We start from the raw sequence: 14600 nt of genomic DNA on the forward strand, positions 1-14600 counted from the left end.
GTGAGTACCGGGCGCGGCCCCTCCGGGTCGGCCACAATGCGCGAGGCCGTCCGGTCAGGACCAACGGGGTCCGGGCCGAGGACGGCACCACACCAGGAGGACCTGTGCGACGCACCACCCTGCGAGCCGCCGTCGCGGTCGTGACGGCCGGCATCACCCTGACTGCCTGCGGCTCCGACGACGGCGGCAGCGGCTCCGGCGGCACTGGTTCGGACTGGGCCACCGCCACGTCGGCCGAGGGCGGCGGCGGCATGGAGGCACTCATCGAGGCCGCGCAGGCCGAGGGCGAGCTCAACGTCATCGCCCTGCCGCCGGACTGGGCCAACTACGGCGAGATGCTCGAGACCTTCAGCGAGAAGTACGACATCGAGATCAACTCGGCCAGCCCGGACGGCTCCAGCCAGGACGAGCTGAACGCCGTCGAGAGCCAGCGCGGGCAGGACCGCGCGCCCGACGTCCTCGACCTCGGGACGGCGTTCGCCCGCCAGGCCCAGCAGCAGGACCTGCTGGCGCCCTACCAGGTGGAGACCTGGGACGACATCCCCGAGGGCCAGAAGGACGCCGACGGCCACTGGTTCAACGACTACGGCGGCTACCTGTCGATCGGCTGCAACGCCACCATCGTGGGCGAGTGCCCGAGCTCCTTCGCCGAGCTGCTCGACCCGCGCTACGAGGGTCAGGTCGCGCTCAACGGCAACCCGACGCAGGCGGCCGCGGCGTTCGGCGGCGTCTGGGCGGCCGCGCTGTCCCAGGGCGGCAGCCTCGATGACATCGGCCCCGGCATCGACTTCTTCGTCGAGCTGAAGGAGGCCGGCAACTTCAACCCGGTGGAGAGCACCCCGGCGACCATCGACAGCGGCGAGACCCCGATCGTCCTCGACTGGGACTACCTCAACGCGTCCTACACCGAGGACCTCGCGTCGTCCGGCACGACGTGGGAGGTCGCCGTCCCCTCCGACGGGCTGTTCGGCAGCTACTACAGCCAGGCGGTCAGCAAGTTCGCCCCGCACCCGGCGGCCGCCCGCCTCTGGCAGGAGTTCCTGTACAGCGACGAGGGCCAGAACATCTGGCTGAACGGTGGCGCCCGCCCGGTCCGGCTGCCCGCCATGGAGGAGGACGGCACGGCCGACCCCGACGCGCTGGCCAAGCTCCCCACCGTCGAGGGCTCCGCGGAGTTCCCGACCGAGGAGCAGGAGACGGCCGCCAAGCAGGTCGTCAACGAGCGCTGGAACGCGGAGATCTCGGGCTGAGCACCACAGCCGCCGCACCGGTCGCGCCGGCCCCTCGACGCAGGGGCCGGCGCGGCCGGGTGCTCTCCGTCCTGGGGACGCTGCCGTTCTTCCTGTACATCGGCGTCTTCCTGCTGCTGCCCATCGGGGTGCTGGCCGTCGAGGCCTTCCGCGCCACCGACCCGGTCACCTTCGAGGAGACCTGGTCGACCGGCTCGATCACGGCCATCACCGGCGGGCCGTACCGCCGCGCCTACCTGGGCAGCCTCCAGCTCTCGGCCATCACCGCGGTGCTCAGCGCCGTGCTCGGGCTGGCGCTGGCGATGGCGATCCTGCGCGCCAGGCGCGGCCGGCTGCTGCGCCGCCTCGTGCTCACCGCGTCCGGGGTGCTGGCCAACTTCGGCGGCGTTCCGCTGGCCTTCGCCTTCCTCGCGACGATCGGCGGGCAGGGGGTGGTCACCGCCTTCCTCACCGACACGCTCGGCATCGGGCTGGGCGGCTTCACGCTCCAGTCCATGACCGGCCTGGCGGTGGTCTACCTGTACTTCCTCATCCCGCTGATGGTGCTCACCATCGTCCCGGCGCTGGAGGCGCTGCGCCCGCAGTGGCGGGAGGCCGCCGACAACCTCGGCGCCACCGGCTGGCAGTACTGGCGGCACGTCGGTGGGCCGGTGCTCCTACCGCCGGTCCTCGGCGCGACGATGCTGCTGTTCGCCTCCGCGTTCGCCGCCTACGCGACCGCCAAGGCACTGGTCGGCAGCAGCGTCCCGCTGGTCACCCTGCAGATCGCCGACGCGTTGTCCAGCAACGTCGTCGTCGGGGCGGAGAACCTCGGCAAGGCGCTGGCGCTCGGCATGGTCCTGCTCGTCGGCGTGGTCATGGTCTTCTACGCCTGGGTGCAGAAGCGAACCCAGCGGTGGCTGACGTGACCGAGCTCGCGAGGGCACGCGGAGACGCAGCACCGCCGGGCACGGTTGCGACGAGCGCCGGCGAGGAGGCACCGTGACCGCGCTCGCGGAGAGCGTCGCCAATGCCGGCGGCGTGGCTCCCGGGACGCCGGTGCGGCCCTCGCGCCGGCGCGGTGCCGGGGCGTGGCGGATCGCCGTCCTCCTGGCCCTCGGCACCTACTTCCTCGTCCCGATCGGCGCCTCGATCTGGTATACGGTCCGCGACCGGGCCGACGGCGGGGTCACCGGCCGCGTGTACGGCGCGATCCCCGGCGCCGCGGGCTTCGCCGAGGCCTTCGGCCGCTCGCTGCTGCTGGCCGGCCTGACCGTGGTCCTGGCCCTGCTGCTCATGGTCCCCACCGTCGTGCTCGTGGAGCTGCGGCTGCCCCGGCTGCGGACGGCGGTGGAGCTCTTGACGCTCGCACCGCTCGTGCTGCCCCCGATCGCGCTGGTCGTCGGTGTGCGCAGCGTGCTGGCCTGGGCGCCGGACTACTTCTACGGCACCCCGGTCGCCGAGGCGATGTTCGCGCTCCAGAGGCCGGCGCTGCCGTGGATCCTGGTGCTGGTCTACGTCGTCCTGGCGCTGCCCTTCGTCTACCGCGCGCTCGACGCCGGCGTGCGCGGCTCGGACCTGCGCACCCTCACCGAGGCCGCCCGCAACCTCGGCGCCTCGTGGCCGCGGGTGCTCGGATCGGTCGTGCTGCCGGTCCTGCGCACCTCGGTCCTCAACGCGGCGTTCCTCACCGTGGCCCTCGTGCTCGGCGAGTTCACCGTCGCCTCCATCCTCGGCTTCGAGACCTTCCCCACGTGGATCGTGCGGATCTCGGGGTCCCAGGCGCAGTTGTCGGTCGCGGTGTCGGTGCTGTCCCTCGTCGTCACCTGGCTGCTGCTTCTGCTCATCTCGACGCTCGACCGGCGCCGGGGCCCGAAGGAGAGCTCATGACCACCGCCCGTGCTCGCGTCGAGGCCCCGGTGCGTCCCGGTGTGGCCGTCCGGCTCGAGGGCCTGACCCGTCGCTACGGGTCCGTCCTCGCCCTCGACGGTCTGGACCTGGACATCACCGGCGGGGAGTTCCTGGCCCTGCTCGGCCCCTCCGGCTGCGGGAAGACCACGGCGCTGCGGGCGATCGCCGGGTTCGATCGGCCCGACGCCGGCGGGGTGCTGATCGACGGCCGCGACGTCACCGACGTGCCCCCGAACAAGCGGGACACCGGGATGGTCTTTCAGGCCTACAGCCTGTTCCCGAACCTGACGGTGGCCGAGAACGTGGCCTTCGGGCTGCGGGTGCGCCGGCGCGGCAGGGCCGAGCAGACCCACCGGGCCGCGGAGCTCCTGGAGCTGGTCGGGCTGGCCGATAGCGGGAACCGCTACCCCCACCAGCTCTCCGGCGGCCAGCAGCAGCGGGTCGCGCTCGCCCGAGCCCTGGCGGTCGCGCCGCAGGTGCTGCTGCTCGACGAACCCCTCTCGGCGCTCGACGCCCAGGTGCGGGTGCAGCTGCGCGAGGAGATCCGGCGGATCCAGCTCGACCTCGGGATCACCACCGTGTTCGTCACCCACGACCAGGCCGAGGCGCTCTCGGTCGCCGACCGGGTGGGTGTGATGCGTGCCGGGCGGCTGGAGCAGATCGCCTCGCCCGACGACCTCTACGAGCGCCCGGCGACGGCGTTCGTGGCCGAGTTCGTGGGCACGATGAACCGGCTGCCCGCGACGCTCTCCGGCGGCGAGGTGCACCTGCTCGGCGCCCGGCGTCCCCTGGCCGGGGCAGCCCCGTCCGGCGGGCCGCTGGTGGCCCTGGTCCGCCCGGAGTCGCTGCTGGTCTCGGCCGACCCGGCCGGCACGGGCCGGGTGGTGACCCGCACGTTCTCCGGGGCCTCCACCCGCGTGCTCGTCGGGCTGGGCGACGGCGTCGAGGTGCGCATCGACGTCGCCAGCGCCGACAGCCAGCTGCTGCGGCCGGGGGCCGCCGTCACGGTGACCCCCGCCGACCGGCCGGTGCTCGTCGCGCCGGCCGAGCCGGCGGGCGACGGGGCGTAGCGTCGGGGGAGTCGCGGTTCACCTCGCGCACCGGCCCCCGCGCCGGTGCCGGACCGGGAGCACGAACACCCGAGCCTGCACCGGCTCAGTCAGGTCGACCGCATGACCTCCGCCCCGTCCGCCGTCATCCCCGCCTCGTCGGCGGAGGCCACCTGCGAGGTCTGCCCGCATGCGCTGGCCGACCACGACCGCATCTCGCTGCGCTTCTGCCAGGCGACCCAGGCCCAGCTCGCCGGGGGCGCTGCGGCGCACGGGTGCGTCTGCCCCGCCTGAGCGGAGCGGAGTGCGCGATCATGCGCGGGTGACAGCCCCCGATCGCACGCCCTCCGTCGTCGACCGGTCCGATCCCGCCGGCCGGGCCTGGGTGGACCGGGCCGTGGCCGCGGTCGAGGCCGACGCCCGGCGCAGCGCCGACACCCACCTGCTGGTCTACCCGCTGCCGCCGGAGTGGGGCGTCGATCTGTACCTCAAGGACGAGTCGACGCACCCGACCGGCAGCCTCAAGCACCGGCTGGCCCGGTCGCTGTTCCTCTACGGGCTGTGCTCGGGGCAGATCACCGAGGGCAGCACGATGGTGGAGGCCTCCAGCGGCTCGACGGCGGTGAGCGAGGCCTACTTCGCCCGGATGCTGGGGCTGCCGTTCGTCGCGGTCATGCCGCGGTCGACCAGCCCGGAGAAGATCGCGCTGATCGAGTTCCACGGGGGCCGCTGCCATTTCGTCGATCGCGCACCGGACATGTACGAGGAGGCCCGGCGGCTGGCTGCCGACTGCGGCGGCCACTACCTCGACCAGTTCACCTACGCCGAACGGGCCACCGACTGGCGGGGCAACAACAACATCGCCGAGTCGATCTTCGAGCAGTTGTCGGCGGAGCCGCACCCGGTGCCCGAGTGGGTCGTGGTCGGCGCCGGCACGGGCGGCACCAGCGCCACCATCGGTCGCTACATCCGCTTCCGCCGGCACCCCACCCGGCTGGCCGTCGTCGATCCGGAGAACTCCGCGTTCCTCCCCGGCTACACAGCCGGTGACCTCGGCTGGACGACGGGGACGCCCTCGCGCATCGAGGGGATCGGCCGGCCCCGGGTGGAGCCCTCCTTCGTGCCCACGATCGTCGACCGCATGATCGGCGTGCCCGACGCCGCCTCGCTGGCCGCCGTGCGGCACCTGGAGCGGGTCACCGGCCGGCGGGCGGGCGGCTCGACCGGCACCAACCTCTGGGGCGCGTTCGGGCTGGTCGCGGAGATGGTGGCCGCCGGCCGCCGGGGGAGCGTCGTCACGTTGCTGTGCGACGGCGGGGAGCGCTACGCCCACACGTACTACTCCGACGAGTGGGTGGCCGCCCAGGGACTCGACCTGGCGCCCCACGCCGAGACCCTCCGCCGATTCGCCGCGACGGGGGAGTGGACGGGCCTCGGCGGGACCCGGGCGTGATGTGACTCACCTGCCCCTCGTACCGCAGCGGCGTTACCCACCAGTAACCTCCATGATCGGAGCCAGGCGGGCCGCCGTGCCCGCATCCTGAACGCGTCCTGAGGAAGGTTCAGCGCGATGAACATCGTCGTTCTTGTCAAGCAGGTCCCGGACTCGGGAAGTGAGCGCAAGCTGGACCCGGCCGACAACACCGTCGCCCGTGCGTCCGCCGACAACGTCATCAACGAGATGGACGAGTACGCCATCGAGGAGGCGCTCACCATCAAGGAGGCGCAGGGCGGTGAGGTCACGGTGCTGACCGTCGGCCCCGACTCCGCCACCGACGCCATCCGCAAGGCGCTGTCCATGGGCGCCGACAAGGCCGTGCACGTCGTGGACGACGCCATCCACGGCTCGTGCGCGGTGCAGACCTCGGCGGTCATCGCCGCGGCCCTGCAGCAGATGGAGTACGACCTCGTGCTCTGCGGCGCCGAGGCCACCGACGCGCAGCTGTCGGTCATGCCGGCCCTGCTCGCCGAGCGCCTGGGCCTCCCGCAGCTGTCCGGTGCCCGCAAGGTCACCATCGAGGGCGGCACCGCGAAGGTGGAGCGGCAGACCGACGGCGGCTTCTGGGCCCTCGAGGCCCCGCTCCCGGCGATCATCTCCACCTGGGACACGATCAACGAGCCGCGCTACCCCTCCTTCAAGGGGATCATGGCCGCCAAGAAGAAGCCGGTGGAGACCAAGTCGCTGGCCGACCTGGGCGTCGACGCCGGCAGCGTGGGCCTGGCGACGGCCACCAGCAAGGTGCTCGACTTCGCCGGCCGCCCGCCCAAGGGCGAGGGCGTCAAGGTGACCGACGAGGGCGACGGCGCGCAGAAGTTCGTCGACTACCTCGCCAGCCAGAAGATCGTCTGAGTCCGGCCCGGATCGAAGGAAGAGGAGAAACCCCATGGCAGAGGTCCTGGTCCTGGCCGAGCTCAACCCGGCCGGCGGCGGAGTCCGCAAGACCACCCTGGAAGCCCTGACCGCGGCGCGTGCGCTCGGTGAGCCGTCGGCCGTCGTCCTCGGCGCGCCGGGCACGGCCGCCGGTGTCAAGGACACGCTCGCGGAGTACGGCGCCGCGACCGTCTACGTCGCCGAGTCCGACGACGTCGACGCCTACCTCGTGGCCCCCAAGGCCGAGGTGCTGGCGCAGCTGGTGAGCGAGAAGTCGCCCGCCGCCGTCGTCATCCCCTCCTCGCCGGAGGGCAAGGAGATCGCCGCCCGCCTGGCCATCAAGACCGGCAGCGGCTTCCTCACCGACGTCACCGAGATCGCCTCCGACGGCACCGCCACCCAGGCGGCCTTCGCCGGGGCGACGATCGTGCACTCGCAGGTGACGGTCGGCACCCCGATCTACACCCTGCGCGGCAACTCGGTCACCCCGGAGGCGGCTCCGGCCGCGGGCGCCGAGCAGCCGGTGTCGGTGTCGATCAGCGACGCCGCCAAGCAGGTCCGCGTGGTCGAGCGCGTGGTGGAGCAGAAGAGCAGCCGCCCCGAGCTCACCGAGGCCTCGATCGTCGTCTCCGGCGGTCGCGGTGTCGCCAGCGCCGAGAACTTCTCGGTCATCGAGGGCCTGGCCGACTCGCTCGGCGCGGCCGTCGGCGCCTCGCGCGCCGCGGTGGACTCCGGCTTCTACCCCCACTCCTTCCAGGTGGGGCAGACCGGCAAGACCGTCTCGCCGAACCTCTACGTGGCCGTCGGCATCTCCGGTGCGATCCAGCACCGCGCCGGCATGCAGACCTCGAAGACCATCGTGGCCATCAACAAGGACCCCGAGGCCCCGATCTTCGAGCTGGCCGACTTCGGTGTCATCGGCGACCTGAACACGGTCGTGCCGGCCGCCACCGAGCAGATCAACGCCCGCAAGTAGGGGCTCAGCAGCACCACACCGTCGAGCGCCGATCCCTCCGGGGGTCGGCGCTCGACGCCGTTCCGGGCTCGGGAAACGGTGACATCGCCGCCGAACGGGAAGCACACGCGGCGATGCAGGGTTGGGCGGAACGTGGACGGTCGGGCCGACGAGAGCATCTGGGACGCCGGCCACCGGCGGACGACGACCGGGCTGCTGACCCTCGTCACGCTCATCGCCTTCGAGGCGATGGCGGTCGGCACGGCGATGCCCAGCGCGGTGGCCGAGCTCGACGCGGTCGCCTGGTACGCCTGGCCGTTCAGCGCCTTCCTCGTCACCTCGGTCGTCGGCATGGTCGTCGGCGGGGAGGTGGGGGACCGGCGAGCTCCCGGCCGGGGCGTCCTGGCCGGCGTGCTGGTGTTCGCGGCCGGCCTGGTCGTCGCCGGGATCGCCCAGCACATGGCCGTGCTCGTCCTGGGCCGCGCCGTCCAGGGGCTCGGCGCCGGGGTGGTCATCGTGCTGCTCTACGTCATCGCCGGGCAGGCGTACTCCTCCCGGCTGCGCCCCCGCCTGTTCGGCGCCTTCGCGGCCGGGTGGGTTCTGCCCGCGCTGATCGGGCCGCTGGCCGCCGGCCTGGTGACCACCCACGTCGGCTGGCGCGGCGTCTTCCTCGGGCTCGTGCCGCTGGTCGCGGCCGGCCTCGCGCTGCTGCTCACCGCCGGGCCCGGGACTGCGCCCCCGGGTGGGGGGACGCCGCAGCGCAGCAAGGCCTCCTGGGCCGTGCTGGCCGGAACCGGCATCGCGGCGCTGCAGTACGCCGGCCAGCGCCTGGACCTCCTCGCCGTCCCGCTCGCCGTCCTGGGTGCCGCCGCCCTGGCCCTCGGGCTGCGGCGCCTCCTGCCCCGCGGCACCGTCCGGGCCCGCCCCGGGATCCCCGCGGTCGTCGCCTCCCGCGGGCTGCTGGCCGGCGCCTTCTTCGGCATGGACGCGCTGATCCCGTTCGTCCTGACCGAGCAGCACGGCTGGAGCGCCGCCACCGCCGGGCTCCCGCTGACCGCGGGGGCGGTCGGCTGGGTGCTCGCCGCGCAGCTCCAGGGGCGACTGCCCGACGTCCCCCGCCAGCGGGTCCTGCGGGCGGGATGCCTCGTGCTCGCCACCGGTCTGGCCGCCACCGCCGCGATCGCCGTCCCCGGGCTCGGTGGCTGGCCGGCCTACCTGACGTGGGGGCTGGCCGGCGTCGGCATGGGGCTGGGCATGCCGAGCGTCGGCGTGCTGCTGCTCGACCAGTCACCGGAGGCCGAGCGCGGGGCCAACTCCGCGGCGCTGCAGATCTCCGACGTCACGGCCTCGGCCCTCCTCGTCGGCCTCGCCGGGGTGCTGGTGGCCGGGGCCGCCGACGGCGACGGCCCGCTGTGGCCCGCGGTGCTCGTCGCGGTCGCCGTGCTGACCGTGCCCGCGCTGCTGGGCGCGGGGATCGCCGGCCGCACCGCATCGCCGGGCCGAGGCGCTCCGGAGGGCGCGACTACATTGGCTGCGTCATGACGTATCTCGACCACGCGGCGACCACGCCGGTGCTACCCGAGGTCGTGGCCGCGATGGCCGAGCAGCTGGGCCGGGTCGGCAACGCCTCCTCGCTGCACGCCAGCGGCCGGGCCGCCCGGCGCGCCGCCGAGCAGGCCCGCGAGCGGCTGGCCGAGGCGGTCGGCGCACGCCCCTCCGAGGTGTTGTTCACCGGCGGGGGCACCGAGAGCGACAACCTCGCCGTCAAGGGGCTGTTCTGGGCCCGCCGGGAGGCCGACTCCCGCCGGCGCCGGATCGTCGTGAGCCCGGCGGAGCACCACGCGGTCCTGGACAGCGTGGAGTGGCTGGCCAAGCACGAGGGCGCCGAGGTCACCTGGCTGCAGGTGGAGCCGACCGGCCGGGTCACCCCCGCAGCGCTCGCCGCCGCGCTGGGCGACGGCACCGACGTCGCCGTCGCCAGCGTGATGTGGGCCAACAACGAGATCGGCACCGTCAGCGACATCGCCGAGCTGGCCGCGACGGCGCACGACGTCGGGGTCCCGCTGCACACCGATGCCGTGCAGGCCGTCGGGCAGGTGCTCGTGGACTTCGGGGCCAGCGGCGTCGACGCGCTGACCATGACCGGTCACAAGCTCGGCGGCCCCATGGGTGCCGGGGCGCTGCTGCTGCGCCGGGACGCCGAGTGCACCCCGCTGCTGCACGGCGGCGGTCAGGAGCGCGACGTGCGCTCCGGGACCCTCGACGTCGCGGCCATCGTGGGGCTGGCGGTGGCGACCGGAGCGGCCGTCGGCGGCCGGGTCGAGCGCGCCGCCGCGGTGAGCCGGCTGCGCGACCGGCTCGTGGCCGGCGTGGTGGAGCAGGTGCCCGACGTGCAGCTGAACGGCGCCGCGCTGGACGACGTCGTCCGTTCCGGTCCCGGCCGGTTGCCGGGCAACGCCCACCTGTCCTTCCCCGGAGCCGAGGGCGACGCCCTGCTCATGCTGCTCGACGCTCGGGGCATCGAGTGCTCCACCGGATCGGCCTGCAGCGCCGGCGTGGCCCGGCCCAGCCACGTGCTGCTGGCCGTCGGCGCCGAGCCGGACCGGGCCCGCAGCTCGCTGCGGTTCAGCCTGGGGCACACCAGCACCGACGCCGACGTGGACGCCGTGCTCGAGGTCATCGCGCCGGTGGTCGAGCGTGCCCGGCGGGCCGGGGGCCGGCGATGAGGGTGCTGGCGGCGATGAGCGGGGGAGTGGACTCCGCGGTGGCCGCGGCCCTGGCCGTCGACGCCGGGCACGACGTCACCGGGGTGCACCTGGCGCTCTCGCCCGACCGGCAGACCCTGCGCAGCGGGGCCCGCGGGTGCTGCAGCGTGGAGGACGCGCACGACGCGCGCCGGGTCGCCGACGAGCTCGGCATCCCCTTCTACGTGTGGGACCTCGCCGACCGCTTCCGCGAGGACGTCGTCGAGGACTTCGTGGCCGAGTACGCGGCCGGGCGCACCCCCAACCCGTGCCTGCGCTGCAACGAGAAGATCAAGTTCACCGCGGTGCTGGACCGGGCACGGGCGCTGGGCTTCGACGCGGTCGTCACCGGCCACCACGCCCGGCTGGCCGACGGCGAGCTGCGGCGGTCGGTGGACGCCGGCAAGGACCAGTCCTACGTGCTGGGGGTGCTCACCCCCGAGCAGCTCGCGGCGGCGATGTTCCCGCTGGGCGGCATGACCAAGGACCGGGTCCGCGAGATCGCCGCCGAGCGTGGCTTCGCCGTGGCCACCAAGGCCGACTCGCACGACATCTGCTTCATCCCCGACGGCGACACCCGCGGCTTCCTGGCCCGGAAGCTGGGCAGCCGGCCCGGCCCGCTGGTGGACGCCGCCACCGGGGCCACCGTCGGCGAGCACGACGGCACCTACGGCTTCACCGTCGGCCAGCGGCGCGGGCTCGGCGTGAGCGTCGGCGACCAGCAGCCCCGCTACGTGCTGGGCATCGAGCCGGTGAGCCGCACCGTCACGATCGGCACCGCCGACCTCGCCGGCGTCGACGAGATCACCACCGCCGCCGCCACCTGGACCGGTGCGGTTCCGGCGCTGCCGCTCCGGGCCCAGGTGCAGCTGCGGGCGCACGGGGAGCCGGTGGCCTGCGAGGTGGGCGCGGGCGACGACGGCGGGCTGGTGATCCGGGTCGACGCCGTGCAGCGCGGGGTCGCCGCCGGTCAGTCCGCCGTCCTGTACGAACCGGACGCCGAGCGGGGCGACCGGGTGCTCGGGCAGGCAGCCATCCGGACGTCGAGCCGGCGCCGGGGCGCGGTCGGGCGGGAAGTGCTGGCGGACTAGCGTCGCCGGCGTGAGCTCCGAGAACAGCGACCCGAGGCCGGCTGCCACCACGTGGGGGGCGGCCTCCGGTGTCGGATCGCTGCCCGGCACCGATCCGGCCGAGGCGTTGCGCACGGTGGTCGGGGAGCTGCCCGGCTTCGCTCACCTCCCCGAGCTGCCCGGCCGGGGCGCGGGCGCCGACATGCTCGGCCGCAGCGCCGCGCTCCTGGTGGACCTCTCCTTCGACCTGACGCCGGCCGGCTGGCGCCTGGTGCCCCGGGCCGGCATCGACCAGCAGCGGGCCGAGGAGTTCCTGGCCCGCGACCTCGACGCGCTGCACGACGTCGCCGAGCGCTGGACCGGCCCCTTCAAGGTGCAGGCCGCCGGTCCCTGGACCCTGGCCGCCGGCCTCGAGCGGACCCGCGGGGACCGCGCGGTGGTCGATGCCGGCGCCCGTCGCGACCTGGCCCAGTCCCTCGCCGAGGGCCTGAGCGCGCACGTGGCCGCGGTGCAGGCGCGGGTGCCCGGGGCGCAGGTCGTCGTCCAGCTCGACGAGCCCTCGGTCCCGGCGGTGCTGCAGGGCGGGCTGCCGACGGTGAGCGGTTTCGGCAAGTTGTCCGCCGTCGCCGCCGACGTGGTCGAGCAGGAGCTCGGTGCGGTGATCCGCGCCCTGCCGGGCGCGGTCGTGGTGCACTGCTGCGCCCCGCGGATGCCCCTGGGTCTCTTCCGCGCCGCCGGTGCGGCGGGGCTCTCCTTCGACCTCGGGCTCGTGCAGGACCTCGACGCGGTCGGCGAGGCCGTCGACGCCGGGGTGCACCTGCTGCTCGGCGTCGTCCCGGGCACCGACGCCCGGCTGCCGGCGCCGAAGGCCACCGCCTCGCGGGTGCAGGCCTGGTGGAGCGAGCTCGGCTTCCCGGTCGAGCAGTTGGCGGACGCGGTGACGCTGACCCCCGCGTGCGGGCTGGCCGGGGCGTCGCCGGCCCACGCCCGCGCCGCCATGGCCCACGTGCGCGAGGCCGCGAAGTACCTGCTGCCGGAGTGAGCCCGACCGGGTGAGCCCCGGTTGGCCGTCGTACCCGCCGGATACCGTTCCAGCGTGACCAGCGAGGCCGGAGTCGAGGAACCCAGCGTCGAGCAGCTGCCGGTCGGTGCGCCGACCGACCGCGAGGACCTCACCGAGGTGCCCGACGGCGCCCGGACGCGGCACCGCGACCTCTCCGAGGAGCTCGACCGCTACGCCTTCGCGTACTACGTCCGCGACGAGCCGCTGATCAGCGACGGCCAGTACGACGAGCTGATGGGCGAGCTCAAGGAGATCGAGGCCGCCCACCCCGCGCTGGTCACCCCGGAGTCGCCCAGCCAGAAGGTCAACGGCGGGTTCACCGCCACCTTCGCCCCGGTGCAGCACCTGGAGCGGATGCAGAGCCTGGACAACGCCTTCAGCAGCGACGAGCTGTCGGCGTGGGCGGCCCGGGTGGAGCGCGAGGGCGCGTCCGGGGCGGGCTACCTGTGCGAGCTGAAGGTCGACGGCGTCGCGGTCGCGATCGTCTACGAGAACGGCCGGCTGATCCGCGCGGCGACCCGGGGTGACGGGACGACGGGGGAGGACGTGACCGCGAACGTCCGCACCATGGCCAACGTCCCGCAGCAGCTGACCGGCGACGACGTCCCGGAGCTGCTCGAGGTCCGCGGCGAGATCTACTTCCCGGTGGCCGGCTTCGCCGACGTCAACGCCGGTCTGGTCGAGGCGGGGAAGGCCCCGTTCGCGAACCCGCGCAACGCCGCCGCCGGCTCGCTGCGGCAGAAGGCCCCGAAGGTCACCGCTTCTCGTCCGCTGCGCCTGGTGGTGCACGGGGTCGGGGCGCACCGCGGCTTCGACGTCGACCGGCAGTCGGCGGCCTACGACCGGCTGCGCGAGCTCGGGCTGCCGGTGAGCGACCGTTCCCGGGTCGCCGACGACCTCGAGGCCGTCTGGGCCTACATCGAGCAGACCAAGGAGCAGCGGCACTCCGTCGAGCACGAGATCGACGGCGTCGTCGTCAAGGTCGACCAGTACGCGCTGCAGCGCCGGCTGGGGTCGACGTCGCGTGCCCCGCGCTGGGCGATCGCGTTCAAGTACCCGCCGGAGGAGGCGACCACCACGCTCCTGGACATCAGGGTGAACGTGGGCCGCACCGGGCGGGTCACGCCGTTCGCCTACATGGAGCCGGTGAAGGTCGCCGGGTCGACGGTGCAGCTCGCCACCCTGCACAACGCGTCCGAGGTGGTCCGCAAGGGCGTGCTGATCGGCGACACGGTCGTCATCCGCAAGGCCGGCGACGTCATCCCCGAGGTGCTCGGCCCGGTGGTGGCGGCGCGCGACGGGTCCGAGCGCGAGTTCGTGATGCCCACGCACTGCCCCGAGTGCGGCACCGAGCTGCGGCCGGAGAAGGAGGGCGACGCCGACATCCGCTGCCCCAACGCGCGGTCCTGCCCGGCGCAGCTGCGGGAGCGGGTCTTCCACGTGGCCGGTCGTGGTGCCTTCGACATCGAGAACCTCGGCTACGAGGCGGCCATCGCTCTGCTGCAGAGCTCCCTGCTGACCGACGAGGGCGACATCTTCTTCCTCGACGAGGAGCAGTTGCAGCGCTCGCCGTTCTTCACCAAGAAGGACGGGGCGCTGTCGGCCAACGGTGCCAAGCTGCTCACCAACCTGCAGACCCGCAAGGACGTGCCGCTGTGGCGCGTGCTGGTCGCCCTGTCGATCCGGCACGTCGGCCCCACGGCAGCGCAGGCCCTGGCTCGCGATTTCCGCTCTTTGGACCGGATCATCGAGGCGTCGGAAGAGGAGCTGGCCGCCGCCGACGGGGTCGGGCCCACCATCGCCACGTCGGTGCGCGACTGGTTCGAGGTGGACTGGCACCGCGATGTCGTGGAGAAGTGGCGGCAGGCCGGGGTGCGGATGGCCGACGAGGGGGAGGACGCCGGCCCCGGCCCGCTGACCGGGGTCACCGTCGTGGTCACCGGGTCGCTGCGCGACTACAGCCGCGATCAGGCGATCGCGGCCATCCAGGAGCGCGGCGGCAAGGTGACCGGATCGGTGTCGAAGAAGACCGGCTTCGTGGTCGTCGGCGCCGACCCCGGCAGCAAGTACGACAAGGCCGTGCAGGTGAAGGCGCCGATCCTGGACGACGACGGGCTCCGCGTGCTGCTGGAGGACGGGCCCGAGGCGGCCCGCGCCGTCGCGACGATCGGGGACGGCACCGAGGCCTGATGGCTTCCGGCGTGCGCC

Annotated in this window: 13 protein-coding genes; all 13 read left to right on the forward strand. The window is 74.0% G+C overall.

The genetic code is table 11. The features are described from left to right. The first annotated feature begins 104 nt into the window (after positions 1-104). Entirely contained in the window at positions 105-1250 is a 1146-nt protein-coding gene (locus tag GCU60_RS11540) for an extracellular solute-binding protein (RefSeq protein WP_163205311.1), read from the forward strand. A gap of 59 nt (positions 1251-1309) precedes the next feature. Continuing rightward, complete coding sequence (locus GCU60_RS11545; protein WP_163205314.1) at positions 1310-2158, forward strand: ABC transporter permease subunit; 849 nt, start codon at positions 1310-1312, stop codon at positions 2156-2158. A 73-nt stretch (positions 2159-2231) separates the two neighbouring features. Next, a complete protein-coding gene (locus GCU60_RS11550; RefSeq protein ID WP_345770543.1) occupies positions 2232-3119 on the forward strand; it encodes an ABC transporter permease in 888 nt (295 codons plus the stop codon). After that, on the forward strand, positions 3116-4210 hold the full coding sequence (locus GCU60_RS11555) for an ABC transporter ATP-binding protein (RefSeq protein WP_163205316.1): 1095 nt from the start codon (positions 3116-3118) through the stop codon (positions 4208-4210). Before GCU60_RS11550 ends, GCU60_RS11555 begins: the two co-directional genes overlap by 4 nt. Before the next feature lie 102 nt (positions 4211-4312). After that, positions 4313-4483, forward strand: coding sequence for an RGCVC family protein (locus GCU60_RS19880; RefSeq protein WP_204261875.1), 171 nt, complete (start codon positions 4313-4315; stop codon positions 4481-4483). A 28-nt stretch (positions 4484-4511) separates the two neighbouring features. After that, on the forward strand, positions 4512-5642 hold the full coding sequence (locus GCU60_RS11560) for a pyridoxal-phosphate dependent enzyme (RefSeq protein WP_163205318.1): 1131 nt from the start codon (positions 4512-4514) through the stop codon (positions 5640-5642). 117 nt (positions 5643-5759) lie between these two features. After that, positions 5760-6539, forward strand: coding sequence for an electron transfer flavoprotein subunit beta/FixA family protein (locus GCU60_RS11565; protein WP_163205320.1), 780 nt, complete (start codon positions 5760-5762; stop codon positions 6537-6539). 34 nt (positions 6540-6573) lie between these two features. Continuing rightward, positions 6574-7536, forward strand: a complete 963-nt coding sequence (locus GCU60_RS11570; protein ID WP_163205322.1) for an electron transfer flavoprotein subunit alpha/FixB family protein — start codon at positions 6574-6576, stop codon at positions 7534-7536. Between the two features lie 132 nt (positions 7537-7668). After that, positions 7669-9057 carry an MFS transporter gene (locus GCU60_RS11575; protein ID WP_345770544.1) on the forward strand — a complete coding sequence of 463 codons (1389 nt, stop codon included), beginning with the start codon at positions 7669-7671 and terminating at the stop codon, positions 9055-9057. Further along, a complete protein-coding gene (locus GCU60_RS11580; protein ID WP_163205324.1) occupies positions 9054-10241 on the forward strand; it encodes a cysteine desulfurase family protein in 1188 nt (395 codons plus the stop codon). Before GCU60_RS11575 ends, GCU60_RS11580 begins: the two co-directional genes overlap by 4 nt. Further along, positions 10238-11350, forward strand: a complete 1113-nt coding sequence (gene mnmA, locus GCU60_RS11585; protein ID WP_163205325.1) for a tRNA 2-thiouridine(34) synthase MnmA — start codon at positions 10238-10240, stop codon at positions 11348-11350. Before GCU60_RS11580 ends, mnmA begins: the two co-directional genes overlap by 4 nt. 10 nt (positions 11351-11360) lie before the next feature. After that, positions 11361-12371 (forward strand): methionine synthase, encoded by a 1011-nt coding sequence (locus GCU60_RS11590; RefSeq protein ID WP_163205327.1) that lies wholly within the window; start codon positions 11361-11363, stop codon positions 12369-12371. A 54-nt stretch (positions 12372-12425) separates the two neighbouring features. Next, positions 12426-14582, forward strand: coding sequence for an NAD-dependent DNA ligase LigA (gene ligA, locus GCU60_RS11595; RefSeq protein ID WP_163205330.1), 2157 nt, complete (start codon positions 12426-12428; stop codon positions 14580-14582). Positions 14583-14600 lie beyond the last annotated feature (18 nt).

It is taken from the genome of Blastococcus saxobsidens (assembly GCF_010682065.1).
GTDB lineage: Bacteria > Actinomycetota > Actinomycetes > Mycobacteriales > Geodermatophilaceae > Blastococcus > Blastococcus saxobsidens_B.

Excerpts from the sequence above, each read along its gene's own strand:
- mnmA (WP_163205325.1), top strand. The coding sequence starts at position 10,238 with ATGAGGGTGCTGGCGGCGATGAGCGGGGGAGTGGACTCCGCGGTGGCC.
- GCU60_RS19880 (WP_204261875.1), top strand. The coding sequence starts at position 4,313 with ATGACCTCCGCCCCGTCCGCCGTCATCCCCGCCTCGTCGGCGGAGGCC.
- GCU60_RS11570 (WP_163205322.1), top strand. The coding sequence starts at position 6,574 with ATGGCAGAGGTCCTGGTCCTGGCCGAGCTCAACCCGGCCGGCGGCGGA.
- GCU60_RS11580 (WP_163205324.1), top strand. The coding sequence starts at position 9,054 with ATGACGTATCTCGACCACGCGGCGACCACGCCGGTGCTACCCGAGGTC.
- GCU60_RS11555 (WP_163205316.1), top strand. The coding sequence starts at position 3,116 with ATGACCACCGCCCGTGCTCGCGTCGAGGCCCCGGTGCGTCCCGGTGTG.
- GCU60_RS11565 (WP_163205320.1), top strand. The coding sequence starts at position 5,760 with ATGAACATCGTCGTTCTTGTCAAGCAGGTCCCGGACTCGGGAAGTGAG.